The sequence below is a fragment of the Alteromonas sp. AWQ4_252 genome (assembly GCF_056158205.1).
This window is the reverse complement of record NZ_JBSWSV010000001.1, coordinates 3,966,465-3,991,828: the sequence shown is the minus strand read 5'-3', so window position 1 is coordinate 3,991,828 and position 25,364 is coordinate 3,966,465. Positions and strand designations below refer to the sequence as shown.

At 45.4% G+C, this 25,364-nt stretch carries 20 protein-coding genes, 1 pseudogene and 1 riboswitch; of the genes and pseudogenes, 16 read left to right on the top strand and 5 right to left on the bottom strand.

Going from position 1 to position 25,364, the window contains the following annotated elements; all coding sequences use genetic code 11:
• Window positions 1-4 precede the first annotated feature (4 nt).
• Together ACXACM_RS17490 and ACXACM_RS17485 are read right to left on the bottom strand one after the other, a co-directional pair.
• The gene (locus ACXACM_RS17490; RefSeq protein ID WP_474823347.1) at window positions 5-1,087 is read right to left on the bottom strand and encodes a hypothetical protein; all 1,083 of its coding nucleotides are present in this window, start codon (window positions 1,085-1,087) and stop codon (window positions 5-7) included.
• Window positions 1,088-1,177: 90 nt separating this feature from the next.
• Window positions 1,178-2,134, bottom strand: coding sequence for a sterol desaturase family protein (locus tag ACXACM_RS17485; RefSeq protein WP_474823346.1), 957 nt, complete (start codon window positions 2,132-2,134; stop codon window positions 1,178-1,180).
• Between the two features lie 886 nt (window positions 2,135-3,020).
• Between ACXACM_RS17485 and ACXACM_RS17480 the strand changes: the two genes are divergently transcribed.
• The 10 genes from ACXACM_RS17480 to atzF all read left to right on the top strand — a co-directional run bounded on the left by ACXACM_RS17480 (window position 3,021) and on the right by atzF (window position 16,126).
• On the top strand, window positions 3,021-4,100 hold the full coding sequence (locus tag ACXACM_RS17480; RefSeq protein ID WP_474823345.1) for a HupE/UreJ family protein: 1,080 nt from the start codon (window positions 3,021-3,023) through the stop codon (window positions 4,098-4,100).
• Window positions 4,097-5,083, top strand: a complete 987-nt coding sequence (locus ACXACM_RS17475) for an MBL fold metallo-hydrolase (protein ID WP_474823344.1) — start codon at window positions 4,097-4,099, stop codon at window positions 5,081-5,083. The genes ACXACM_RS17480 and ACXACM_RS17475 overlap by 4 nt, the downstream gene beginning before the upstream one ends.
• A gap of 57 nt (window positions 5,084-5,140) precedes the next feature.
• The gene (locus tag ACXACM_RS17470; RefSeq protein ID WP_474823343.1) at window positions 5,141-6,073 is read left to right on the top strand and encodes an MBL fold metallo-hydrolase; all 933 of its coding nucleotides are present in this window, start codon (window positions 5,141-5,143) and stop codon (window positions 6,071-6,073) included.
• Window positions 6,074-6,274: 201 nt separating this feature from the next.
• Window positions 6,275-6,391: riboswitch (guanidine-I (ykkC/yxkD leader) on the top strand.
• A 55-nt stretch (window positions 6,392-6,446) separates the two neighbouring features.
• Window positions 6,447-7,502 carry a putative urea ABC transporter substrate-binding protein gene (locus tag ACXACM_RS17465; RefSeq protein WP_474823341.1) on the top strand — a complete coding sequence of 352 codons (1,056 nt, stop codon included), beginning with the start codon at window positions 6,447-6,449 and terminating at the stop codon, window positions 7,500-7,502.
• 48 nt (window positions 7,503-7,550) lie between these two features.
• Window positions 7,551-8,372: an ABC transporter permease gene (locus ACXACM_RS17460; RefSeq protein ID WP_474823340.1), complete on the top strand. Its 822-nt coding sequence runs from the start codon at window positions 7,551-7,553 to the stop codon at window positions 8,370-8,372.
• On the top strand, window positions 8,369-9,145 hold the full coding sequence (locus ACXACM_RS17455) for an ABC transporter ATP-binding protein (RefSeq protein WP_474823339.1): 777 nt from the start codon (window positions 8,369-8,371) through the stop codon (window positions 9,143-9,145). The genes ACXACM_RS17460 and ACXACM_RS17455 overlap by 4 nt, the downstream gene beginning before the upstream one ends.
• Before the next feature lie 34 nt (window positions 9,146-9,179).
• On the top strand, window positions 9,180-9,893 hold the full coding sequence (locus tag ACXACM_RS17450; protein ID WP_474823337.1) for an urea amidolyase associated protein UAAP1: 714 nt from the start codon (window positions 9,180-9,182) through the stop codon (window positions 9,891-9,893).
• Window positions 9,894-9,962: 69 nt separating this feature from the next.
• Window positions 9,963-10,619, top strand: a complete 657-nt coding sequence (locus ACXACM_RS17445; protein ID WP_474823336.1) for an urea amidolyase associated protein UAAP2 — start codon at window positions 9,963-9,965, stop codon at window positions 10,617-10,619.
• 120 nt (window positions 10,620-10,739) lie between these two features.
• Window positions 10,740-14,336 (top strand): urea carboxylase, encoded by a 3,597-nt coding sequence (uca, locus tag ACXACM_RS17440; protein WP_474823335.1) that lies wholly within the window; start codon window positions 10,740-10,742, stop codon window positions 14,334-14,336.
• Window positions 14,336-16,126 (top strand): allophanate hydrolase, encoded by a 1,791-nt coding sequence (gene atzF, locus ACXACM_RS17435; RefSeq protein WP_474823333.1) that lies wholly within the window; start codon window positions 14,336-14,338, stop codon window positions 16,124-16,126. Before uca ends, atzF begins: the two co-directional genes overlap by 1 nt.
• Window positions 16,127-16,200: 74 nt before the next feature.
• Here atzF and ACXACM_RS17430 read toward each other — a convergent pair whose 3' ends face one another.
• The gene (locus ACXACM_RS17430) at window positions 16,201-17,274 is read right to left on the bottom strand and encodes a sterol desaturase family protein (RefSeq protein WP_474823332.1); all 1,074 of its coding nucleotides are present in this window, start codon (window positions 17,272-17,274) and stop codon (window positions 16,201-16,203) included.
• Between the two features lie 71 nt (window positions 17,275-17,345).
• Window positions 17,346-18,125: a hypothetical protein gene (locus ACXACM_RS17425; protein WP_474823331.1), complete on the bottom strand. Its 780-nt coding sequence runs from the start codon at window positions 18,123-18,125 to the stop codon at window positions 17,346-17,348.
• A 343-nt stretch (window positions 18,126-18,468) separates the two neighbouring features.
• Here ACXACM_RS17425 and ACXACM_RS17420 point away from each other — a divergent pair, with 343 nt between their 5' ends.
• Together ACXACM_RS17420 and ACXACM_RS17415 are read left to right on the top strand one after the other, a co-directional pair.
• A complete protein-coding gene (locus ACXACM_RS17420; RefSeq protein WP_474823330.1) occupies window positions 18,469-19,017 on the top strand; it encodes a hypothetical protein in 549 nt (182 codons plus the stop codon).
• 118 nt (window positions 19,018-19,135) lie between these two features.
• Window positions 19,136-19,759: a hypothetical protein gene (locus tag ACXACM_RS17415; protein WP_474823329.1), complete on the top strand. Its 624-nt coding sequence runs from the start codon at window positions 19,136-19,138 to the stop codon at window positions 19,757-19,759.
• A gap of 188 nt (window positions 19,760-19,947) precedes the next feature.
• Here ACXACM_RS17415 and ACXACM_RS17410 read toward each other — a convergent pair whose 3' ends face one another.
• Window positions 19,948-23,082: a TonB-dependent receptor domain-containing protein gene (locus ACXACM_RS17410; RefSeq protein WP_474823328.1), complete on the bottom strand. Its 3,135-nt coding sequence runs from the start codon at window positions 23,080-23,082 to the stop codon at window positions 19,948-19,950.
• A gap of 464 nt (window positions 23,083-23,546) precedes the next feature.
• Between ACXACM_RS17410 and ACXACM_RS17405 the strand changes: the two genes are divergently transcribed.
• The 4 genes and pseudogenes from ACXACM_RS17405 to ACXACM_RS17390 all read left to right on the top strand — a co-directional run bounded on the left by ACXACM_RS17405 (window position 23,547) and on the right by ACXACM_RS17390 (window position 25,351).
• Window positions 23,547-23,864 (top strand): 2Fe-2S iron-sulfur cluster-binding protein, encoded by a 318-nt coding sequence (locus ACXACM_RS17405; RefSeq protein WP_474823327.1) that lies wholly within the window; start codon window positions 23,547-23,549, stop codon window positions 23,862-23,864.
• A gap of 251 nt (window positions 23,865-24,115) precedes the next feature.
• Window positions 24,116-24,226: pseudogene (locus ACXACM_RS17400) on the top strand (12-oxophytodienoate reductase); the annotation flags it as partial.
• Between the two features lie 39 nt (window positions 24,227-24,265).
• Window positions 24,266-24,955 carry a GTP cyclohydrolase I FolE gene (gene folE / locus ACXACM_RS17395; protein WP_474823326.1) on the top strand — a complete coding sequence of 230 codons (690 nt, stop codon included), beginning with the start codon at window positions 24,266-24,268 and terminating at the stop codon, window positions 24,953-24,955.
• Window positions 24,956-24,970: 15 nt separating this feature from the next.
• Complete coding sequence (locus ACXACM_RS17390; protein WP_474823324.1) at window positions 24,971-25,351, top strand: MmcQ/YjbR family DNA-binding protein; 381 nt, start codon at window positions 24,971-24,973, stop codon at window positions 25,349-25,351.
• The last annotated feature ends 13 nt before the right edge of the window (window positions 25,352-25,364 follow it).

Below are 25,364 nucleotides of genomic sequence, written 5' to 3'. Positions count from 1 at the left end.
TTAATTATCCAACTGGATCAACGCTCTGCAGTTGTTCCCACTCTGACCATTCTATGGTTCGGCCTGGATAGACAACTTCAGCAAAGGGCCAGTTTTCTTTTACCCATTGCTGAGTCCATTCGAATAGCGCTGCGTCAAAACCCGCATCAAAATCAGCCTTAGTGACCCACAATGTAACCTGGGCATCGTAACCGGGTTTCTTACTTGGCTTAATATACACACAACCCATTTCTCGCTTTCCATCTTTGCTAAGCACTCCATAAGCGAATGACTTACGTTGATTGAACCGGCTCTGCTCATTCAACATATCTTGCATCGCATCCTCAGCCGAAATGTTCTCATGTGGCCAATTCTCGCTGTGAGTGAAGGTTTTCTGCAGATGTTCAATTGAAGACATATAGGCAGCAAAATCCAGATCTACCAAATCAGGACCAAGAGGTACCAAGTCAAAATCAGTTGTTTCTACGAGAACTGGTGGATCAAACTCGGCGGGTATAAATGCTGCGCTGGATTCGGCCTTTTTTGCTTTCATAAATTGCTTATAGCCGTCAGTCATCGCTCTGGCGCAGTCGCCAGGAGTTGGGCGAACACCATCTATGCGTTTACAGGGGCCTTCCATAACTTCAGGAAGATTGGACTCAACCCATTTTCGAGCTTCGTAATAGATAGGCTGATCATTGGAGCTGGTCTTGACTCCCGTAATAACACCTTTCTCAAACGTCACATGAAACGTATCGGTAACATTGAAGCCTGTTTCCAGCGCAACAACCGGGTCGTCTTGCACGGTTATCGCGCAGGCGATGACATTTTCTTCTTCAGGAGTGCAGGGCGCACGTTCTATTACTATATAATTGCCTCCCTCAGCCCAGGCTTGATAGCCCAGAATTCCTGCTTCAGCTTTGCCCGCTTCACTAAGATAAGGCTGCAACTTGGTGGGGTCGAAGGAATAGAACGCGTCAATCATCCCCTCTGCTGTTGCCAGATTTTTAGCCAGTTCTTCATCAGCATCCATCTCACGTGAACACGCAGATAAAGCGAACGTGATTAACATATAACTTAAGACGCGTATTTTGAGCGACTTATACATAGAAGGTTCTCCGAGTTTTGGGATTAAGAGTATCTTTGCATCCACTCGCTCCACAAAATATCAGCGGTGTCTGCCACTACTGTATAAAAATTATAAATCTTTAAGTTTATCGTTCGAATAGAAAGACAGAAGTAACTGTTTTTTAATCGAGAGAGGCTTCGCTTTACCAGCGCCGATTTGCCCAACCTCCGAGTCGCCACAATAGGTACCGAAGAGGCGGTCCCACAAGATAATCATGCAGCCGTAGTTTGAGTCTGCTTGTCTGCGCACTACCGCGTGATGAGCATGGTGTTGCGGCGCCGTAGCAAATATCCAGTCGTAGATTGGCAAGGTTCTGATAGGAAGGTTGGAGTGATTTAGAATTCCGTTCCATATGCTGAAAGCACCAACCACGGTCATGACGCCATCACTGGCGCCTAATAACACTAATGCCACGGGAGTGCCCAACAGCAAGGTCAGCCATTCGAGGGGATGTGTGCGGTCTCCGCGCATACAACCCATTTTGGTGATGTGGTGATGGGTCGCGTGCATACGCCAGAAAAAGAGCGATTCGTGTTGCACGCGATGCAGCCAATAGTAGACGAAACTGGATATCAGCAAGACCATAAGCGCGGCGCCGAATAAACCTAACATAGACGAAGGTTCTAAGCTTATTTGTAACGGAGTTAAGTCGCGTACTGCTCTGAATCCTTCCGAGAGAGGTGTTTCGTAAAAATCGCTGTACAGCGGAACCCAGAGAAAACCAGCAAATGCCAGCCAAAACGCGTCTTCTACCATCTCTTTTGGCTCCAACAACCAATCTTGACGTTTGGTCCAAATCCGCTCTGCGAATATGCAAAGTGGTATCGGTAGTACAATCATGATTGCGGAAAATAGCTCTTGGTGAAGCCAGTTTATGCTGACCATATAAGCAACGAGTAACATAGAGCCGATCACAAGAACGGGTTGGACTAATGCCCACGCCAAGCTTTTCTGAGTAGGGGCTATACTGGGGATAGCCTCACCGACCTCGGGATTGGCGTCAATGTCTTGTGCATTGTTTGTCATTGTTCTACTCCGACTGAGTGTTCTTAGTTGAGTCTAATTCTGTACATCTACTTGATTGTGCAAAAATTAAGCCATTTTGAATTAGTCGAGATTTGGTTTTCTATGCACGATTGTAAAAAAGAATGTTCGGATTTTTAAAGTATGCCTTTTATTTCAATATTTTATGGTTGTGAGGTGATATGCCCTCATAATTTGTCGATTTAAACTGGTCGCGGTGATGCAGAATACGATGCAAGGTAGTTTGGAAAAGAAGACGCTGGGCGATCAAAAAATTTTTATCACTGTCTTGTATTCCGATGTAACAACATTTTCCAAAAAAGAATACAAAGTAAAAAGTCGACTATTTATGCAGAGAAACAGTGCATCTGCTTTTTGTTGGTGCATTTTTAGTCAGTCAGATCTTGAACGTCGACTAAGATAAGGCCTAAATATTGGCTATTCGTTTGATTCCAATTAACTTTTAATCAAACCAAAAACTTGGCAATGCATTTGCTTTGCAAAAATAACCCGCGGCCTTTGACGTCGAGGTACTGAAAAATTCAAATAGTAACCTAGGCTTCCGCAGTTAACTAAACTCTACGTCTGGACTAAGAGTTTTCGTCCTCACTTTGTCACTATTGTTAATAGTTTACATGGCGGGATAAAGTCCCAAGAAGCTTGATTGATGTTGCTAAGGCACTGCACGTGCGTTTGCTTACATAAAACGATATTTCAGATATTCATAGCAGTTTCAAATGATCTCTCACCAAACCAGTTGCAAGCAAGGTACAAAATATGGAAAACATTTATTATGTTTAAAAAAGGGCCACCAGTTAAATGGTGCGTGTTTAGTGTTTGCTTTTGGTTACTGATCTGCTCAGGCGACTTGCATGCTCACTTACTTAACATGACCGAAGTTCAAGTGGACATTCGTGAGCCGGAAGCAGCAAAACTAATCGTTAAAATCGATTTAGGACAGTCACTAATGCGGCCAGCAGACTATTGGCAAGCAGTTTCAGCGCAACCTCCTGAGCAAGCACAATTACTGGCCCCATCTGCTGAGCAGCTTAGTAGGGGCGTTAAAGTTTACATCGATGGCCAGGTTTATCCATCTCATTTGCTTTCCTGGCAGTTGGAGGCGCTTTCACTTGAGGCCATTAATAATCCCCTTTCACCACAGATGGCGACACTTACGTTTGCGTTAGACACAAAATCAGTTCCAGCTATCGAAGTAGTTGAAGTGAGTATTGACGAGAACCTGACAGTCCCTTGGCCAACTTTATTACGTGTAGACTCCGCAGAAAATCCTTTGCCGGTCTCGCGGTTGTTGACTGCCAATGAACGCAGTAGTAGACCGATTGCATTAAACCCAAACTCGTCGAACTCAGACACTTCGACTTCGGCGGGATTGATAATTGCCTTCTTGGACTGGATACCAAGTATTAGCTGGGCGGCTGTAGGTTTTCAACACATTATTCCATCTGGCTTAGATCATATTGTCTTTGTGTTGGGTCTGTTTTTCTTATCTACAAACTTGTCCACGCTATTTTATCAAGTGAGCTGTTTCACTGTTGCACATTCACTAACTCTTGGGCTCGCAACGTTGGGTATGGTGTCAATTCCAGCTTCGGTGGTGGAACCATTAATAGCAGCATCAATTATTTTCATAGCGGTAGACAATTTGTACAGCCACTCACTCGCTCGATGGCGGCTAGCGATAGTGACGTTATGCGGTTTGCTTCATGGACTAGGTTTCGCGGCAGCACTTTCTGACTTGATCCTGCCTGCAGAAAGTTTTTTCTCCGCTTTGTTTTTCTTCAACCTTGGCGTTGAAGTCGGGCAACTAACAGTGTTAGTTCTTGCGTTTCTGACGTTAGGTTGGTTACGAAATTGGACTAAATATTCAGAACGGGTTGCGCGTCCGGCAACGGTTACAATTGCTGGGGTTGGAACTTATTGGCTAGTAAAGAGGATAGCACTAGTATGACTTTAAAAGGTAAAAAAGAGCAGTTGCGAACCGGAGTTAGCATTGCGCTTGTAGCCTCTGTCTTGCTGACGTTCGATATGGCCTATTCAGCAATGAATATTACTTTGAGTTTTCCATTGGAAGGGAGAGCTGAGGGGGAGTTCCCTGATGAATGGATTCATGGCTCCAAGTCAGCGATGGATAACATCGACCCGGCCGTTCAGGTACACGCTTATAATGAGCACACTTATATTTTGCGGGAAAACAAGGCTATTAATTATGAAGGTGCATTTATGTATCTGTTTTTTGGTGACGGGGTGGCAATGCTCATCGATCAGGGCTCTACATCTTCGCCAGCACTATTCCCACTTCGTTCAGTTGTGGACCAGGTAATTACAGATTGGGAAGCTAAGCATGGCAAAAGTAATACAAAGTTGATCGTTGCCAATAGTCATTTGCATGGCGATCACTATGCGGCGTGGAATCAGTTTGTTGATCGGCCCAATACGGTGATGGTTGGCCTTACTCACGAGGAAGTAATGGCATTCTGGGGTATCGATAATTACCCTGAGCAAGTTGTGACTTATAATCTCGGCGGCCGGGAGCTCACTGTTACTGGTTCTCCCGGTCACCAGGGCTCTGAGATAGCCATCTATGATGGCTGGACAGATTTACTGTATACAGGAGATATGTTCTATCGGGGCCGTTTATACATAGATGATTGGAATGCTTGGGCGACAAGTATCCGCAAATTACGGGACATCGCTAACGACAACCCTGTGGCTTATTTGGTCAATAACCATATTGAGATGACCCGAGAACCCGGCGTGGATTACCCTATCGGAACAACCTGGCAACCAAATGAACCGCCAATGCAAATGAACATTGAGATGCTAGACGAAGCGGTCAAAGCAAGCTATGAAATCGAAGAACCAGGGATCTATCGATACGACGATTTCCTAATTTATAATGAAGTCCCCTGGGCTTATACAACGGACCTATAGATTATGCTGACCAAGTCCATTTTGATAATAAATATACTATTTCTGTTTTGTAATAGCGTGCAGGCACAGATTTCATTTGAAAGAGACGACCCGGCTCCTGGTAATCTGAGGTTTAGCTGGATTCATGGAAGCCAATCAGCAAAGGCGAATCAGGATCCACGTATCCAAGTCCATCGTTACAACGAACATACGTACATATTACGTCAAAATCCTGCGGTAAATTGGGAAGCCCCCTTTATGTATTTGGTGATCGGTAACGAGCGTGCTGCTTTATTGGATACCGGGGCCACTGAAGAGCCCGAGTATTTTCCGCTACGCCACGTAATTGATAGATTGTTGGAGCGATGGGCCTATGCTCAAGGTACACGCATACCGGAATTAGTTGTCGTACCTTTGGGCTCTCAACAATCGCAGGTTGCAGCGATCAATCAGTTTACCAATAGACCGAACACCTTGATTATTCCGCCGGATGAAGAGTCCAGACGCAAAGTTCTGGGTAGCAATTGGCTGCATGGGGGAAAACTCGATTTGGGAGGGCGAGTCTTAGACGCATTTCCGACGCCAGGCTTGGATACTGAGGCGATGAGCCTTTACGACCCTTGGTCAGATCTGCTATTTACCGGAAACACTTTTTATCCAGGAAGGCTTGTGATTCGGGACTTTAAAGCTTATCGAAGTTCTTTAAAAAAATTGCGGGAACTAGTTAGCTCTTCGCCAGTGAGCATGATACTCGGAGGGCGTATTGAGATGACGAAACGACCAGGCTTAGATTACAGGCTTCGAAGTAATTACCGGCCCGAAGAAAGAAGACTGGAGCTTTATCCTGAACACCTTGACTCGGCATATCTCGCGGTAAAGCTGATTAACGGCTCTAAAGATATTCGTATTCTCAATGACTTTATCATTATGAATGGCGTTGGCCGAGGTGCTCGTGACTATGGTTATCCCGTGTTTATACCCGAGCGATTTCGTAGTAGAAACTCCAGGTAGTTATTATGCTTGAAATGAGTGCGTCTTGCGTCTTTTTGGTGCGAATTTAGTCAGCCTGGGTTTCCTTGTTATTATTCTAAATTGGATGAATAGATTTTAAGGTTTTGATTTTGTTTGTTTTTAATCAATAATTTAATTTGGCAGTCTTTTTGCTACCTTCACTGTAGATCGTACCCTTAGTTGTCGCGGTCCTACAACATTTAAATAGTAATCTAGGGTTCCGGCGGTAAATTAAATACCGCGTCTGGACCGAGAGTTTACGACCTCAGTTAATGATTTTATTAACAGGTTACACGGCGGGATAAAAGCCCGGGAGACTTGATTGGCGCAGCCATGGGTACTCTATGTGTAAACTAACGTTAATGAGGTTATTATGATAAAAATGTTCCCGCTACTAGTTCTTCTATGCAGCATGTTAGTTACAACACATGTGAGCGCTCAGGAAAAATCCAGTTTCAAAATCTGTTGGTCTATTTATGTTGGATGGATGCCTTGGGCTTATGGCGCTGAAAAAGGCATCGTCAAAAAGTGGGCTGATAAGTACGACATCGAAATCGAAGTCGTGCAAATCAATGATTATATCGAGTCAATCAACCAGTATACAGCGGGTTCGTTTGATGCCTGTACAATGACAAATATGGACGCGCTCACCATTCCATCAGCTGGCGGCATCGACACCACTGCGTTAATTGTGGGCGATTTTTCAAACGGTAACGACGGCATTATTGTGAAAGGCGATGGGGGATTGGCGTCACTAAAAGGCCAGAATGTTAACTTAGTTGAATTAAGTGTGTCTCATTACTTACTTGCTCGCGCTCTTGAAACTGTTGGCTTGCAAGAGTCAGATCTCAAAGTAGTAAACACGTCGGATGCAGATATGGTTGCCGCTTACTCTTCTGGTGAAATTTCTTCACTGGTTACGTGGAACCCCATGCTTAACGAGATTGCCTCTATGCCCGGGGCAAACAAGGTATTTAATTCAGCACAAATACCAGGTGAAATCATTGATACCCTTATGGTTAACACCGATGTTTTAGCTGCCAACCCTAATTTCGGTAAAGCTCTGGTTGGTGCATGGTATGAAATCATGGCACATATGCAGCCTGATAGTGCGATGTCTGAAGCTGCTCGCACTTACATGGGCGTTGCTTCAGGCACAGACCTTGAAGGTTACAATGCACAACTTGCGTTCACTGAAATGTTCTACGCCCCAGCTCAGGCTCTGGATTTATTACACAGTGACGAACTGCTTAGCACGATGAAATCCGTTGCAGAATTCTCGTTTGATCACGGTTTATTAGGAGAAGGTGCGCCAGATGCGGGCTTCATTGGCATAGAAACGCCAACCGGTGTTTTTGGCAACAAAGGTAATATTAAACTTCGTTTTGACCCGACCTATATCCAAATGGCCGCTGAAGGCAAGCTATAACCAAAGATTGTCTGCCAGACGGTTACAAAAGGCTAAGGGAAAGAGCGAATGAAACGTTTAACTATATACAAACCAAAATCTTCGACCCATATATTCCTGGGTATGTTGCCGTTTGTACTATTGCTACTGGTTTACATGGGGGGGTCTAGTGCACGTCTGGCTGAGAACCCGAATGATAAGTTGCTTCCAAGCTTTTCTACTATGGGCGACGCAATTCACCGGGTTGCTATGGAGCCCAGTAAGCGCACTGGAGAGTACGTTTTGTGGAGTGACACAGCGAGTAGCCTTAAACGTTTGGGTTTTGGGTTGAGTATCGCGGCGCTTATTGGTTTAGTACTGGGTATAATGACAGGAGCCTTACCCGTATTTAGCTCCGCCCTGACACCTCTGATCACGGTTATTTCTTTGGTACCTCCTCTCGCCCTGTTGCCGATATTATTTATCGTTGTGGGGCTAGGGGAGGTGTCTAAAGTGGCCCTTATTACCATAGGTATTGCGCCTATGATCGCCAGAGACATCAGCCGTAGGGCCCAGGAAATACCTGACCAGCAATTAGTCAAAGCGCTAACGCTGGGCGCAAACAGTATGCAAATTATTCTTCGTGTTTATTTACCTCAGCTCTTACCTCATTTGTTTAATTCAATTCGATTAGCGATGGGCGCTGCTTGGTTATTTTTAATTGCAGCAGAAGCAATTGCATCAACGGATGGTTTGGGGTATCGCATCTTCTTGGTCAGGCGCTATTTATCAATGGATTTGATTCTACCTTACGTGGCATGGATCACTTTATTAGCCTTCATTATTGATTGGCTATTGATAAAGCTTAATCAAAAATTATTCCCCTGGTTTGAAGGGGTAGGTAAGTCATGATTGAAGGCAAGAATATTTGGAAGTCTTTTGGCCAGGACACTATTTTAGAACGCTTAAATTTTAAAGTAGAAAAGGGTGAATTTGTTACGTTGGTGGGCGCCTCTGGTTGCGGTAAGAGTACGCTGCTGAATATGTTGTTAGGTACCTCTACGCCAACAAAAGGCAAATTGCTACTGGATGGCGAAGCCATCCCCGACCAGCCAAACGCAGATAGAGGCATAGTATTTCAGCATTACTCTGTGTTTCCACATATGACCGTTCTTGAAAACGTGGTTGCGACCAGAGGTTTTCAAAAAAATGGTATCACGGGCTATTTATTTGGCAGTGCTAAAAAAAAGGCTGTCGGGGAAGCTAAGTCAATGCTAGAGCAGGTTGGCTTAAAGCATGTATTTAATAAATACCCAAGCGATTTGTCCGGCGGTATGCGCCAGCGTTTAGCCATTGCGCAGACATTGTTGGCAAACCCAAGAGTACTGCTACTGGATGAACCCTTTGGTGCACTGGACCCGGGTATCCGGGCGGAAATGCATGAACTCGTTTTGTCTTTGTGGAAGGAACATCAGTTGACAGTATTTATGGTCACCCACGATCTGAAAGAAGGGTTTTACCTTGGTACCCGGTTATGGGTATTAGATAAGATCAGACTTGATCCCTCCTTTCACAATGCCTATGGCGCAAACATCACTTATGACTTGCCGGTTGGACAAACCGATAGTGAGTTATATCAGGGCATTAAGAGTGACTTGAATAAAACGCTCGCTGTAATGCCTTAATTTGTTTTAAAAAAGATTTATATAAGAGGTGCTTATGGAACCTTTAGTAAGTTATTCCACCACTATGGAAGGCGCGAGCCATTGGTCGTTAGAAGTGCGTAAGGGCACCAGTATGCGACTCAGCGATATTAACGGCGGGGCAAATGTTGGCATGTTGTTTTACAACCCCAAAAATCTGTTAGAGCGTTTCAACGCACCAGATACGTTAAAGTGTCAGCACACATTTAAGTTAACCCAAGGAAACTGTTTGTATTCCGACATGGGGCGGATATTCGCTTCGATTATTGAGGATACATTGGGGTGGCACGAGACTGTTTGTGGTAACAGCAATGCACAAATGGTCGAGCAAAAATGGGGTAAGCGCGATTACCAAACCAAGGGTAACCTGTGGAACCAAAATGGCCATGACGCCTTTTTAACCGAACTGGCTAAATATGGTTTAGGTGAAGCTGACATGGCAGCCAATATCAATTGGTTTAGTAAAGTGACTGTTGATGACGCGGGTACTATGCAGTATCAGCCCACTCATAGTTCGCCGGGTGCTCATGTCACTTTGCGCTTTGAGATGGATACATTAGTGATTATGCACACATGCCCGCATCCACTCAATGAAAGTGAAACGTATCCACGCAATCCGGTAAAAATTGAATTAAGCAAAAGCGCGCCCGTTGAAGCAAACGACCTGTGCTTAAATCATTGCGAAGAGAACAAACGTGGTTTTAAAAATAATGCACTGTATTTGCTTTAAATCGCTCCCCGAATTGGCGTTTTTTGTTCGTTCAATCGCAGTCGTTAAAGCCGTATCCAGGAGAAGACTATGTCTATCGCAGAAACATTAATTGAAAGCCCGAGGCTCAACGAAAAAGCAATATTCAACTTAGTCGTTGACGCCGGTGATTATTCACTTACAAAACTTCAGCAAGGGCAAACTATGCGTATTCTTGATTTAGAAGGTAATCAGGCAGCGGATACTTTGTTTTTTTCACAAGAAGATCCGAGTGAACGTTATAGTGCAACTGACACATTGCGCGCTCAAAAGAAGGTTTACTTAACAACCGGCTCCACTCTGATGTCAAATCGCAGTAATCCGATGTTGAAAATTGTTGCTGATACCTGTGGTCGTCACGATACCCTAGGTGGAGCATGTTCCAACGAAAGTAATACGGTGCGTTATAGCCTGGAAAAGCGTCATATGCATTCTTGTCGAAACAGTTGGATGCTAGCTATAGCTGAACATCCAGAGTTTGGCTTATCAAAAAGAGACATTACTCATAATGTTAATTTTTTTATGAATGTTCCAGTCACAGAAGAAGGTGGTTTGACCTTTGAAGACGGCATTTCTGGCTCAGGTAAATATGTCGAATTTACTGCATTAATGGATATAACAGTGCTAATTTCAAATTGCCCACAACTGAATAATCCATGTAATGGCTACAATCCAACACCGATTGAATTGTTCATTTGGAACGACTGATTTGTTCTTCTATTTCTTCTTAAAGTTGTCAGTTCAATAGCCTTATAGTGACGACCATTTTTGTCCAGGCTACATAGCCAGGAACACGTTTTTCACAACAGTGTTTGTTAGGAACATAAAATGTTTAAAAAAGTACTTATTGCTAATCGGGGTGCAATAGCAACGCGGGTCATCCGTACCTTAAACAAACTAAAGATTGAAAGTATCGCCATCTATGCCATGGCTGATGCCGACAGCTTACATGTCTCCACAGCATCTCAGGCTCATTGTTTAGGGGAGGGCTCAGCCGCCAATACATATTTAAACATTGATAAAATTATTGAGTTAGCAAAACGCCTAAAGGTTGATGCGATACACCCGGGTTATGGTTTTCTGAGTGAAAACCCAGACTTTGTAAAACGCTGCGAGCAAGAGGGTATCGTGTTTGTTGGGCCAACCGCGGCGCAAATGCTCGAGTTCGGGTTAAAACACAGCGCTCGTGAATTAGCGAAAAAAGCCAATGTGCCATTATTACCGGGTACTGGGTTACTTAATAGTCTTGAACATGCTTTAGAACAGGCCAATAACATTGGTTACCCCGTCATGCTAAAAAGCACAGCTGGCGGTGGTGGAATTGGCATGCAACTATGTCATACCGATGATGAACTGAGTCAATCATTTGAATCGGTAAAACGCTTAGGCAAGAGTAATTTCGCTGATGACGGCGTGTTTCTCGAGAAATACATTAGCCAGGCCAGGCACATTGAAGTACAGGCTTTCGGTGACGGAGCAGGCAAAGTTGTGTCTTTAGGGGAACGAGATTGTTCAAGTCAAAGGCGTAACCAAAAAGTTCTCGAAGAATGCCCTGCACCTAATCTGACTGAGGCAACCCGCACTGCTTTGCACCACACCGCAGAAACGTTGCTTGCAGCAGTAAACTACCGAAACGCAGGAACAGTCGAGTTTATTGTTGATGCCGAAACCGAAGCGTTTTATTTTCTTGAAGTCAATACTCGCTTACAGGTTGAGCACGGTGTAACTGAAGAAGTGTTTCAAGTTGACCTGGTCGAATGGATGATAAAGCAAGCCGCGGGTACCTTGGCTGATTTATCTGACATCAGAAATGGGTTAACACCAAAAGGCCATGCTATTCAGGTGCGTATTTACGCAGAAGATCCTTACCTGAATTTCACGCCGTGTCCTGGATTATTGAGCAAAGTAGAGTTTCCGGACAAGGCTGGTGTTCGGGTTGAACATTGGCTGGCAAGTGGGATTGAGGTAGCTAGCGAGTTTGACCCTATGCTGGCTAAACTGATTACCTACGCAGAAGATAGACCTGGAGCGTTAGCACTATTGGTGGATGCATTGTCGAACACCCATCTTTATGGCACTCAAACCAATGTCTCTTATTTGCAGGCTTTATGTGCCGACAAGTGTTTAGTTGACGGTAGAGTGACAACTCGCTATCTAAATGAATTTACGTTTTCGCCACAGCGTATAGACGTGATCAAAGCAGGCACTATGACCACCATCCAGGATTTACCGGGGCGTAAAGGATATTGGGATGTAGGTGTGCCGCCATCTGGCCCGTTTGACAGTTATTCTTTTGCGTTAGTAAATCGTTTAGTAGGTAACACTGAAGACGCTGCAGGTATAGAAATTACTTTAGACGGCCCGAGTCTAAAGTTTAGTTGTGACGCATATATTGCTCTTGGCGGTGCGGTAACCCGTGCTACGTTAGATGGCGAAGAAATTGGACCTTGGCAAGCGCTAGAGGTAAAAGCAGGGCAAGTGCTAAGTGTCGGTAAAATCACAGGCGCTGGTGCTAGAGCGTATTTAAGTATTGCTGGTGGTATTCAATGCCCCAAATATTTAGGCTCGCGCTCAACATTTACCTTAGGTAAGTTTGGTGGGCACAATGGCAGAGCTTTGCGCACCGGCGATGTGTTGCTATTAGATACTGATACCCGTCAGCCTTCTTCCAAAGCCTTAACTACTGAAATAATACCTGATATTAGCAATGAGTGGGAAATACGCGTGATGTACGGTCCTCACGGCGCCCCGGATTATTTCACTCCTGATGATATTAAGACCTTTTTTGAAACTCATTGGCAGGTGCACTACAACTCCAGCCGCACAGGTATACGGCTGATTGGGCCGAAGCCTAAGTGGGCCAGAAAGGACGGTGGAGAAGCGGGCCTGCATCCATCTAATATCCACGACAATGCTTATGCGTTCGGCGCCATAGATTTTACTGGTGATATGCCGGTGATATTAGGTCCGGATGGTCCGTCTTTAGGGGGGTTCGTTTGCCCCGCCACTGTGATACGAGGTGATTTGTGGAAGTTAGGCCAGTTGAAAGCTGGTGATAGTATTCGTTTCGTCAATGTAGATCAGGATACTGCTCGTCAACTGGATATCGCTCAACAAGATTCTATAGATACCCTGGTACATAGCCATTACAGCTGGCAAAGCAGTCCTATCGACAGTCCCATTATCAAAAGCCTGGACGCGACTGAATTTGGTGACCAAATTGTCTATCGAGCGGCAGGTGACCAGTTTTTGTTGGTTGAATATGGTGAGCTGCAGTTAGACTTGGCCCTGCGTTTTAGAGCTAATGCCATGCTAGACTGGCTACAACAAAACACCCTGGATGGGCTACAGGAGCTAACGCCGGGTATTCGCTCGTTACAGGTCCATTTTGATTCACGCAAGTTAAGTCATGAAACCATTATTGAGCACTTAATAGTCGGTGAGACGAAGCTAAATAAAGAACTGACTAACCTCACAGTACCATCGCGAATTGTTCATATTCCGTTGTCTTGGGATGATGAAGTATGCCGACAAGCCATCGAAAAATACACCCAGTCGGTGCGTGCAAATGCGCCCTGGTGCCCGTCAAACTTAGAGTTTATTCGTCGAGCTAATGGTCTAAAAGACATAGAAGCGGTCAAAAAGATAGTGTTTGATGCCTCATATTTAGTGATGGGCTTAGGCGATGTGTATTTAGGCGCACCCGTTGCGGTGCCCATTGACCCTAGACATAGGTTAGTGACGACTAAATATAATCCGGCTCGAACATGGACCGCCGAAAACTCTGTTGGCATTGGTGGTACCTATTTGTGCGTATATGGCATGGAAGGTCCTGGAGGCTACCAGTTTGTGGGTCGTACTTTGCAAATGTGGAATCGCTATCATCAAACGAAGGAGTTCAGTAAACCCTGGCTATTGCGATTTTTTGATCAGATCCGCTTTTACGAAGTCACTCACGAAGAGTTAGAAGAAATACGCAAAGACTTTCCGAAGGGCAAGTATCCGTTAAAAATTGAGGATACTGAGTTTAGTTTGGCTGATTATCAACAGTTTAAACAAGACAACGCCGACTCAATCAATGCCTTTATTGAGAAGCGGGACCAAGAGTTTGCTAACGAATTGGCTGAATGGCATGCCAATGGTCAATTTAACTTCGAACCGGTAGAAGAAGCCCTGGTTGAGCTTGAGCAAGATTGGCCAGAAGATAGTTTAGTTATAGAAAGCCCGGTGGCTGGTAGTCTGTGGAAGACAGAGGTAAATCAAGGCCAAATTCTGGAGCAGGGGCAAACGCTCGCAATCTTAGAATCCATGAAAATGGAAATTCCATTGCTTGCGTCGCAGGCCGGAAAGGTGACTCATGTCTTATTAAAAGATGGACAACGAATTCAACAAGGCCAAGCCTTATTTGTAATGGAGACTGAATAATGTCATTACCTCAAACCAATGATTTAGAAATTAGCACCTTGCGTAAGGCCTATTTGGCTGGCGAAATAACCCCTGAAGTAGTGTTTAAAAAGATAGCTGAAACTGCTTCTCAGCATGAAGAACACAATATTTGGATTTACCGTCTTAGCGAAGAGGAACTTCAGCCTTACTTTTCTCGCCTCGCTGATATGAATCCTGCCGACTACCCGCTTTGGGGAATTCCTTTTGCGATAAAAGACAACATCGACCTGGCGGGGATACCAACCACAGCGGGATGTAAGGATTTTGCGTATACGCCGACTCAGTCTGCTACATTAGTACAAAACCTGATTGAAGCAGGTGCAGTGCCAGTAGGAAAAACTAATTTAGATCAATTTGCCACTGGATTGAATGGTACACGTTCGCCGTGGGGAGCATGTTTAAATAGCCATGACAGCAAGTATGTCAGCGGCGGCTCTAGTTCCGGTTCTGCCGTTGCGGTGGCTTTAGGAATGGCAAGTTTTAGTTTAGGCACAGATACCGCAGGTTCAGGGCGCGTGCCCGCCGCTTTTAATCATCTTGTTGGCCTAAAACCTACCTGTGGATTGCTATCTGCTAAAGGAGTAGTGCCAGCCTGTAAAAGTTTAGATACCGTAAGTATTTTTACTAAGACCGGGGCAGATGCCAACCTTGTTTTGGGGTGTGCGGAAAGCTATGACCAGGCTGATCCTTACAGTCGGGAAAATGTTTATGGGAATTCGCAACGTCACTTTGGTCAGCGTCAAGGTGAATTAACTATTGGTATCATTCCTCAGCACCAGCTCAAATTCTTTGATGATGCCGGGTACCAAAAAGCGTACGAAAGCTGCGTTGCCAGGCTTGCCGATAGTGGTGTGATCTTGGTTGAGATTGACTATGACCCCTTCAATGAAGCTGCGCTGTTACTATACGAGGGGCCTTGGGTATCAGAGCGTTACATAGCCACTAAATCTATTTTGGAAACGCAGCCAGAAGCCATGCATCCTGTGGTTAGAGACATAATCGTCCAAGGTAAATCACCGTTAGCCACTGAGTTGTTTGAAGCCCAATACCGTTTGAGTGCCCTCAAGCAAAAATGTGCTGAACAACTAGCGAGCATTGATTGCTTATTGACGCCAACGGCAGGGCGTTTGTTCACGGTTGAAGAAATGCTTGATAAGCCTATCGAGCGTAACAGCCAGCTCGGCTATTACACCAATTTTATGAATTTATTGGATATGGCCGCGCTTGCAGTGCCAACGGACAAAACGGATTCAGGCTTACCTTTTGGTGTCACGCTGGCTGGTTTTGCATTTACCGACAGAGCGCTATTGTCTATTGCTGAGAGAATTAAACCGATTCTGCAAACTGCCCAACTACCCGTACCTAACACTATTGGCAAAACAGATACAATTGATGTTTTAGTGTGTGGTGCTCACTTATCAGGTATGCCTCTTAATTGGCAATTAACCGAGCGCGGGGCTACGCTCAGCCAAACCACAAAAACTTCAGCGAATTATCGATTTTATGCGCTAACAGGTAGTGCTTTAGGTAAACCTGGTTTAGTGGCTGATCACGAAAATGGAGTACAGATAGAAGTAGAAGTATGGACAATTCCAGCTTCTGAATTTGGTAGCTTTGTGGCAGATATACCCGCGCCCCTGGGCATTGGTAAAGTGCAGCTTGAAGATGGCCGTATGGTCAGTGGCTTTATTTGTGAACCTTACGGTCTCGAAGGCGCGAAGGATATTAGTGATTTGGGTGGTTGGCGAGCCTATCAATCGAGTCTTTGATCAAATAAAAAAAGCAAAAAGAGAAGGTCTAATTGGCGGGATTAACCAATTAGACCTTTTCATTACTCCGTGAGCTACAAATCCTTAAGACGTTTGTCGGAATAGAAAGCCAGCATGAGCTGGTCTTTGATAGAAAGGCGAACACCTTTGCCTGCGCCAAGAGATCCCACCTCGGCATCGCCACAATAAGTGCCGAAGAGGCGGTCCCAAAAAATGATGTCACAACCATAGTTGGAATCTGCCTGACGGCGCTCGTGTGCATGGTGGCAGTGATGCTGCTGTGCGGTAGCAAAGAACCAGTCCCATACAGGCATTGAAACCATTGGCAAATTTGCATGGTTAAATTTACCATTCCACATGCCGAAGGCTGCTGAGACGATGAATACGTCATCACTTGCACCCATTAAAGCCAGAGCTACTGGCGTGCCGAGACCAAGCGCCAGATACTCAAACGGATGAGTACGGTTACCGCGTATAGCGCTCATCTTGGTCAGGTGGTGATGCGTTGCGTGCATACGCCAAAAGAAAAGTGACTCATGCTGAATCCGATGTAGCCAATAGTAAACGAAGCTGGACACGAATCTGATACACAGTGCGGCCCCAATCAGCCCGATTACTGTAGTGGGTTGAAATTCGATCTGCAGCGGAGACATATCACGGAGAGCCTGGAAGCCGTCAGATACTGGCGTGCGATACAGATCAGAAATGAGAGGTACCCAAAGCAGACCTCCCGAAGCCATCCAAAATACGTCTTCTAACATTTCGTCGGGCTTAAGTAACCAGGACTTTTTCTTGGCCCAAAAACGCTCGGCTATCAGCAGAAGAGGTGTAGAAGAAACTGCAACAACCAGCGTCCACACGCGGTAGTACTCGCCCCCCCACTCATTTACTAAAATGGCAGCAGCCAAAAGCATTGAGCCAAGCACCAGCACAGGCTGGGGCAGCGCCCAAAGAATTGCCTTTCTGTCCCATTTCACTTTACTACCTTCGGTTATAACACCTTCTTCGGTGCGCACTATTGGGTGCCCGGAGGGGCTCTTTTCGGATGATGATCTATTCACCGAGTCAACCGGGTTAGCCGTATTGAGAGAGTTAACCGCATCAATAGGGTCAACTGTATCAAGAGGGTCTATGAGTTGATCTGTCATTAATGTTACTCCTGAATTTTTGGCTGTTGGTTAAGAAAAAACTAATAATCGTGAACTACGTTGCAATTAATCTAACAGGCTTTTTTCCTGCGACAGGTTCCAGTGACTGTCCACTTAACTTCTCCATTCTCAACCTCCGGGTTAAGAATATAGGTCACACCATCCAGGTTGGTCTCATCCTTCATCCACGTCGCGATAATTTGGCCGTCAATAATAGAAATGCCATGGGTCTCTCCGGAAACAAGCACCTCATCAGGCAGCCCGTCCTTGCCGCTATCGAGTGAATCCGGATCGACGAAGCTTTCGGATAACATGGCATCCTCTATCTTTTCTTGAATAGGCTTCGTTATATTTACCAGCTCTTTATAACGAAACTGATTGTTCAGACCATCGTAACGGTCAACATTTCGCATCAGATAGATGATAACTATTGCCACCACAACCCCCGCGAATGCAAAGAAGGCCAACCGCATTTTAGGGTCCGACTGAGCTTCGCTATCGTCCAGTGAATGCTCGGTTGGATTGGATTTTTCTGTAGGTACAGACTCAGTGCCAGATACAGAGATCTCATTGACTGAAGAGCTACCCGGTTTCTCGCCGATACCATCACCCCAACCCAGAGCGCTCAGTTGGGCTACGCCCCAGGCTAATAGGATAGAGACTAGCGCACCGACGAGTTTATTATCGCCTTCGAATTCCAGGTAGGTCCAGATGCCAATGCAGATAATGAGTAATGCAAAGCCCATCACGAGCGGAGAAAGTTCTCTGCCGAAGATTTTCACACTACTTTGCATCTTGAGCTTAGTTAACACTAAGTCAAACTTGTCGACCAGATTGTTCCAAGTTTCCATATCTCCCCGCTCCTTTTTGAGACAAAAAAAACCGTAGATTGCACCACGTATGTGCGCTTTAAAGCAGATCTCCGCTCTAATTGGCCAAAATACGTGATTGTATACTTTGTAAGCAATTGCTGTGCCTGGCCCGGAGTGTGAGCTTTTTTCTGTAGCGATCAGTTCCGAGCGGTTGGGGAAGTCCTTGATGAGCCTATTACACCGGTACTGAGCGGAAATCCCAATAGAGGTTATAGAGGCGCTAGGGCGCGAAGTTTGCATAATAATTGCACAAAAATATGCGTCTGCATCAGTGCAGGAGCTTACTGGAAATCCCTATCTGCAAAAAAAGGAAATCACATCTATGAAAGAAAGCCAAATAAGGAATCGACAGAGTGGACTCACAACATCAGAGATGGTTGTCTACCCCTTGATAGTATTAGTGCTTGTTGCCGTTGCCTTTGGTTTTTATCACAACTCGAGGATCGACGAGGCAGTGTCCGCTGCGGTAGAACTGGGGCTCGAGCAGCAAGCAGTTGTGGAAGAGTACTTCGACGCCCACGGCGAGATGCCACAGTCAGAAGGTGACATCAACCTGAGCAATTTCGCTCCGGATGGTATTCTTACCGGTATGGAATACCGGGCAGGAGAGTTAGGTGTACCTGCTGCCGATAAATCACGCACCGGAACGTTCAGGGCTTTGGTAGATATGACAGAATTTGGAGGTCGATTTAAAGAGATAGAATCTGGCTTCCTGCTCATTGCGCGAGCCCAGGAGGACGACACGATCAAATGGGACTGTGTTGCGGACGAGGTCACAGTAGACGCCTTGAAAGGGCGCTATTTGCCTGAAACCTGTAGCCGCGCGAAGGACGATGAGGGAGGGGATGGCGCAGAGCTGGAAGTCGAATAAAAGTGGTGGCCGCCTTTCAAGCCATTCAGGGCCTCACCCAGCCAACCTGGCAGCACGCCAATCTGAAACACGTTATTTTTTTAACTGAACCAACTTATTCCCTACACACGGAGATCCTATGAACACTTTTTATCGCTCAACCACTATCACCTCTTTGGTATGTTTCACCGCCTTGTTGAGCGCCTGCTCGGAAAGCGCCCCGCCTGAGGTTGCTGCTGAGGCAGCCGCCGATCCGGAGCTGGTAATCGCTGAGTCCTTTATCGACGCTTTCTACTCTTTCGACCGCGAACGTCTTGCACCGATCATGGCTGCGGCACCGGAGACTGCCCCACGTCTGCTTTATTACCAGGGTTCGGCAGAGGGTGGAAACTACGAGGTGTTGCTACGCACCCCCTGCGCACGGGACGAAGAGGGGATCATAAACTGCCCTGTTAAGGTTAAGGACGATCGCGTTCAGGCACTCGGCACCGGCTTTGACGTCACTGACACCTTCCACCTCACCTTCGACGACGGCGTACTCGTTAAGGTCACGACCAGTTCAAATGATCAGGATATCTATCGCCAGGCCGCAGTATGGGTGCGCGAGAATATGCCTGAGGTAATGGAAGGCCCGTGCAAAAACCGGGGGACACTGGAAGGCACACCCGTGGAGTGCTCACGCGCCATGACCGCAGGTTACAAAGCCTTTGTCGCAAGCCCGGACTTTCCCGGCGTGCCACCTCTTCCTGAGGACGTAAAGTGATTAGACCCGCCTCCTCCAATTTGTGCTTAGGCAACTCCCAACCAATACCCAACCAAACCACTGCGCCATAACTGGGTATATCACTCATCTAATAAACCACTTGTTTGAATAAATAAAAAAAGAGACGCCAAAAGGACGTCTCTATAATAACCCAGCCGAGTAGTACTGATACAGGTTACGATATTTGCTTAGATTGAATATTTAAAACCGATAAATCCAAATCGACCTCGTGGTCCAGCAGGGCGAGATAAACTACCTAAGTAAGGTTCTTCGTCAAAGACATTATTGATTCCACCGTAGAAATTAAGATTATATAAGACGTAGTAGCTGAAGTTTAAGTCATGCACCCACGAACTGCCTGTTTGAGAAGGATCAACAAACAATGGATTACCTGCAATCTGCTGGTTAGTGATTGAGGGTAACAACTGGCTATCTTCGAAGCGACCTGACCAGCTTAGCGTAAAGTCTTCGGTACTCCACGACGCATTGACATTGGTAATCCACTCGGGGAAGCCAAATTCGCCCACGCGCGTTTCAAAGATTGTAGAATCGATAGGGTCCTGAAATTCATCAAAGTCTAACAGGTGAGTACCCGCAAGACCTAAAGCGATTGAACCGCCAGCTATTTCAAAATCGTAGTTTATGGCAAAGTCTACACCTGAGGTTTCAAATGCCCCCAAATTGACCTGGCCCGATTGGTGGTATGTTATATAACCTTCAGGCGCTCGTGTAATGAGAGAGCAGAACTGGTTAGCTGTCGTATCGAGATCCACACAAGCCGCCGCGACCCGCTCAGGGGAGAGCGCATCAATGGCTCCTTCAATTTCAATGTTATAGTAATCTAATATAATACGGAGCCCGTCAATGATTTCTGAATCGTAAACAAAACCAGCAGTGACTGTTGTGGCTTCTTCCTGATCAAGCTCAGGGTTACCACCCGTTACACCTGGAATACCGGCGGTAATGTAATTATTCACGTCATATCCTTCAGGAACGAATTGAGCACAGTTACTCGCTCGGTTTGCCGACCCCAAGTTTATGTTTTGAATGGAACAGGGATCATCCTGGAAAGCAAAAAAAACAGGTTGCTGTGGTGAAAACAATTCTGAAATATTGGGAGCACGCACCGATTCTGCAACAGTGCTTCGTAGTGTCAAACCAAAACCTGGAGAGTAACGCAGACCCATCGACCAAGCTGTACTATCGCCCACTGTACTATAATCGGCAAAACGAATAGCACCAGTGACTTCAAGTAATTCGATACCTTCTATATCTGCAAGTATGGGCGCTTGCAACTCAAGAAAAAATTCAAATACATCGAAGCCTCCAGCCAATCCAGTTGGCGCGTTGCCGTTAGAGCCGTCCCAGGTGTTAAGCGTACCTTCAACTTCTGAAACGACAAAAGAGCTTTCTTCTTCGCGATATTCGGCACCCGTCGCCCAACCAATTGGGCCACCAGGTAGCTCGAAGAAACTTGAAGTAGAACCAGCTAGCGAAGCAAAAAGTATCTTCTGTTCAAGTTCTGATGTGTCAAGTGTGTCTACATAAACAAAATCGGCATTTTCTTGTGACGTTGAATTAAGTCCAAAAGGATTCAACGGTGCACATCCGCTGTCGGGACCCGGCGTAAAGCTAACAAATTCAGTAAAGCGACCGTTTACGCTAAAAGCGTTTTCAGTATAAACCGGTACAGGAAAGGCTGCGCCGATGGGAGGAAGGGCTGTCGGATCGAGGTTTGAGCGACATACGATCTCACCCGTGGCCGGGTCAATCACTGAGTCAAGTGCTGCGTAGAAACGATCTTCTAAACGGATATTAATGTTTTGGGTGTCAACATTTGTCTTACCGTAGTTAAAGGACAGTTCGTATTGAATACCATCAGCAACATCGATTTCGCCTCTAATACCGAAAACCGTCCGAAAGGTTTCGCGGTCTACACGGTCTTCGGGTAACACATTTAAATCGTCCGAATCACGGCTTGAGCCAAAACCATAAAAGCTACCATCATTTGGATTAGGGGCAATAAGTCCCAGATCCTGTAGTTCAGTGATTTGAGCTTGCAAAGCAGGTGGAATGTAAGGGTTATCGTAAGCAATTGGAATAGCATCGTTAAAGTCAACGCCTTGTATCTGTCGATTGTTTGAAAAAGCGTATTTCGACTCCACAAACAAAGTAACGCTGTCGTTGAGCTCATAACTACCATTGAGGTTTACTGACCAGCGTTCCTGTTCTGGCAAAATAGTCTGGTTAGTAGATCCGAGACCATCCCCAACATATAAACTTTGGTTAAGGTTTGCTGGAACTCCCGGATCATATGCTCGAGGAGTACCAGTAAAAGGTGTTTCAATGACCTGTGCTACCGGAATGTTGGTGCCTGGAATTAGAGGGATACCTGTTCCTGCCATGACGCCGTTTACACCGGCTCTCACCGCATCCCAGTATGAATCTATTGATAAAAGATTGAAAACACCGTAAGGGCTGGAAATGGGGTTACCAGCTGGACGAACATAGGCTCGTGAAGCGTCTGGGTTAACACCAGTAATAGCAGCAATCGTTGGATTATTTTGGATATCATTGCCTACGTACGGACCGGCAAAGCTTCTGTCTTTCTCTAAAACCTCTTCATTTTTTTGGCCTTCTACTGCCAGGACCATTTCACCCCGACCGTTATCAAATTCGAATCCGCCCGCGACAGATAAATAGACCTCTTTGGCGTCCGACTCGCTTGACATACCAGTTTGGGCGGTTATCTCGACACCATCAAAATCTCCACCCCTACGAAGAATGAAGTTGACTACACCTGAAACCGCGTCTGCACCGTAAACGGAGGAAGCGCCACCAGTCAGTGTTTCCACCTGTTGTATCATTACACTGGGAATAGAGTTTACGTCTACCGCAGAGGAGCCTTGCCCGCCAGCGACATGGCGCCGACCGTTAACGAGTGTTAGAGTTCTGTTAGTCCCCAGACCGCGAAGATCAAGCAGACCAAGTCCAACGTCTGAATCCGTCGTTCCGGCATCATTGATGGCTGAAAAATTTGCTGGCAGCGAGTTGTTGAGAGCAGGTGATTCTCGTAATAGCTCCCCAATATCCAGTTGTCCAGCGGTTCGAAGCGTGTCTCCTCCAATAACAGCTACAGGACTGGCTGCATCAGTAGCGCTGTCTGAAATGATCCTGGAACCAGTGACCATCACTCGTTCGACTTCTGTCTCTTCTGTTTCTTGTGCTACTGCTGTATTACTAGTCAATAATCCACTTAACTGTATAAGAGCAATGTTAATTGCTATGGCTAATCTTTTATTTTTAAAAGCTTTTCCCTTCATAACTATCCGACCTTTTATACTATTTAGTGAATGTGCGCCTATGCTAAAAGTGTGTAGACAAGTAAAAAAGCATGACAAACCAGCTATGCTTAACAATTAATCACTACATCTATCTAAAACGAGTATGAAGTGGGCAACTAGTTTTGAGTACTAGTAGGACTACTCATTCGACTACGTCAATTGACGTAGATCTTGTCATTGCTTTCCGTGCTAAGGCGAGTTAGATATATGAAAAAACTCAATTAAAATGTAAAAGTGTTGGCAAGGTGAAACTCCATTAAATACAGTTGCTTATCGATTCCTGGGGCAATGGGTATAGCGCCTTTGAGATAACGAAATACTCTCCTCTCTCCCGATACAAGTAGAGTTTATGTGCCTAAAAAGCTGCTTGACCACTTCACATGCATCGCTTAACGTCATGCAGAGTTTGTTATAACTTCGGTAGGTGCCAATGGAGGAATACTATGCCTAATATCACGTTTGTTTTAGCCGATGAGAGTGTCAAAGTGGTGGAGGCAATAGAAGGTGATTCCATTATGCAAACAGCAGTCGATAATGATATTGAAGAGATTACCGCTAATTGCGGCGGCAACTGTTCTTGCGCGACTTGCCATTGCATTATTGATGACGCTTGGATTTCTAAAGTCGGGGCGGCTGATGAAGACGAAACCGCAGTAATGGAAAGCGCTTTCGAAGTTACGGCGAATAGCCGGTTGTCGTGTCAGATTAAGGTGACTGATGCCCTCGATGGGATAGTAGTGCATATCCCAAAAAGTGAATGATGACTATTTGATAAGTTGAATCCGCTAGGGTAAATAGGGAATACCAAGGCTCACTCACGCCTTTTATTGACGGTGGGTATCTAAACAATTAATGCTTTGGAACCGGTCTATTCGTGCAGCTCGGTTAAACCCATTACTGGAAATGTTTTTTCGTTGACTATTCATAATAGTTAAAGGGCTGTTCAGTTCCTCTTTTATTTACCGTTAATGTCGTATGGGCACCATTACACCGACCGCATTAAAACTTTAAAAACCGGAGTGTACTGGCGCCTATGACGCGTTTGTTCTCTACTGATGGCCTTCCCGTCGGTGACGTCGCCTCCTATTATGCGCTCAGAGCCCAGGGCGGTTCTGGCTTAGTATTTATGCGTATATAAGTTAAAAAAATAATTGGAAACCGAATGTTAGCCAACGAAAAAATTATAATTCACGGAGCCAAAAACAATGGGACATTGTCAGAACAAGCAGAGCTTGTTCGAGATGCATTGCTAGCTGCTGGGCTCGAAACCCCTATGGTAGATAATGGCCTAAGTGATGAAGAAAAACGCCAAAAAATTAAAAAGAGCATGACCGACGTCATGCAGGCTTTAGGGCTTGATTTAAATGACGACAGCTTACAGGATACGCCAAACCGTATTGCTAAAATGTACGTTGACGAAATCTTTTCAGGGCTTGATTATCGTAATTTTCCGAAAATCACGCAAATTGAAAATAAGATGAGCATCGCGCAACCTGTTCAAGTAACCGACATTAGCCTAACCAGCACTTGCGAACATCACTTTGTTACTATCGATGGAACGGCGACGGTTTCTTATATTCCAAATGAAACCGTAATTGGCTTAAGTAAAATTAATCGCCTTGTCGGTTTTTTTGCACAGCGCCCTCAGGTGCAAGAGCGATTAACTCAGCAAGTAATGGTGGCACTGCAAGCATTGACCGGCACAAAAGATGTGGCGGTAAGCATTGACGCCACTCACTATTGCGTTAAAGCGCGTGGCATTAAAGACACCAAATCATACACAAAAACTTCAGCATTAGGCGGCTCATTTAATACAGACAGAGACCTTAGACGAGAATTTTTTCAACTTTAAGTTAAGCGCTTGCCAATGACATACGAAGAATTTAATCAGCTGTGTAACTCTCTTCCATCAACCACACATGTCATTCAATGGGGCAACTCCCATGTTTGGAAAATAGGTGGTAAAGTTTTTGCTATCGGCGGTTGGGGAAAAATGGATAAACCTGCGTTTACGTTTAAGACTTCAGAGCAAAATTATTTCTTCTTGGAAAAGAAGCCTGGCTATCAACCTGCTCCTTATTTGGCGTCAAGGGGTATGAAATGGATACAGCAATACGATTGTGGTAGCTCAGAAGACGAAGAGCTAACTTACTACATAAACGAATCATATAAATTAGTATCGTCAGGCCTTACCAAGAAAAAACAAAAAGAGCTGGGGCTTGGTCAGTTTGGTAAGCCGGGTACATAACAGTAAATAAGAT

Coding starts and splice junctions, on each gene's coding strand:
- ACXACM_RS17485 (WP_474823346.1), bottom strand. CDS start 2,134: ATGACAAACAATGCACAAGACATTGACGCCAATCCCGAGGTCGGTGAG.
- ACXACM_RS17455 (WP_474823339.1), top strand. CDS start 8,369: ATGATTGAAGGCAAGAATATTTGGAAGTCTTTTGGCCAGGACACTATT.
- atzF (WP_474823333.1), top strand. CDS start 14,336: ATGTCATTACCTCAAACCAATGATTTAGAAATTAGCACCTTGCGTAAG.
- ACXACM_RS17490 (WP_474823347.1), bottom strand. CDS start 1,087: ATGTATAAGTCGCTCAAAATACGCGTCTTAAGTTATATGTTAATCACG.
- ACXACM_RS17450 (WP_474823337.1), top strand. CDS start 9,180: ATGGAACCTTTAGTAAGTTATTCCACCACTATGGAAGGCGCGAGCCAT.
- ACXACM_RS17425 (WP_474823331.1), bottom strand. CDS start 18,125: ATGGAAACTTGGAACAATCTGGTCGACAAGTTTGACTTAGTGTTAACT.
- ACXACM_RS17480 (WP_474823345.1), top strand. CDS start 3,021: ATGACCGAAGTTCAAGTGGACATTCGTGAGCCGGAAGCAGCAAAACTA.
- ACXACM_RS17420 (WP_474823330.1), top strand. CDS start 18,469: ATGAAAGAAAGCCAAATAAGGAATCGACAGAGTGGACTCACAACATCA.
- ACXACM_RS17465 (WP_474823341.1), top strand. CDS start 6,447: ATGATAAAAATGTTCCCGCTACTAGTTCTTCTATGCAGCATGTTAGTT.
- ACXACM_RS17390 (WP_474823324.1), top strand. CDS start 24,971: ATGACATACGAAGAATTTAATCAGCTGTGTAACTCTCTTCCATCAACC.
- ACXACM_RS17445 (WP_474823336.1), top strand. CDS start 9,963: ATGTCTATCGCAGAAACATTAATTGAAAGCCCGAGGCTCAACGAAAAA.
- ACXACM_RS17460 (WP_474823340.1), top strand. CDS start 7,551: ATGAAACGTTTAACTATATACAAACCAAAATCTTCGACCCATATATTC.
- ACXACM_RS17415 (WP_474823329.1), top strand. CDS start 19,136: ATGAACACTTTTTATCGCTCAACCACTATCACCTCTTTGGTATGTTTC.
- ACXACM_RS17430 (WP_474823332.1), bottom strand. CDS start 17,274: ATGACAGATCAACTCATAGACCCTCTTGATACAGTTGACCCTATTGAT.
- ACXACM_RS17405 (WP_474823327.1), top strand. CDS start 23,547: ATGCCTAATATCACGTTTGTTTTAGCCGATGAGAGTGTCAAAGTGGTG.
- folE (WP_474823326.1), top strand. CDS start 24,266: ATGTTAGCCAACGAAAAAATTATAATTCACGGAGCCAAAAACAATGGG.
- ACXACM_RS17410 (WP_474823328.1), bottom strand. CDS start 23,082: ATGAAGGGAAAAGCTTTTAAAAATAAAAGATTAGCCATAGCAATTAAC.
- ACXACM_RS17475 (WP_474823344.1), top strand. CDS start 4,097: ATGACTTTAAAAGGTAAAAAAGAGCAGTTGCGAACCGGAGTTAGCATT.
- uca (WP_474823335.1), top strand. CDS start 10,740: ATGTTTAAAAAAGTACTTATTGCTAATCGGGGTGCAATAGCAACGCGG.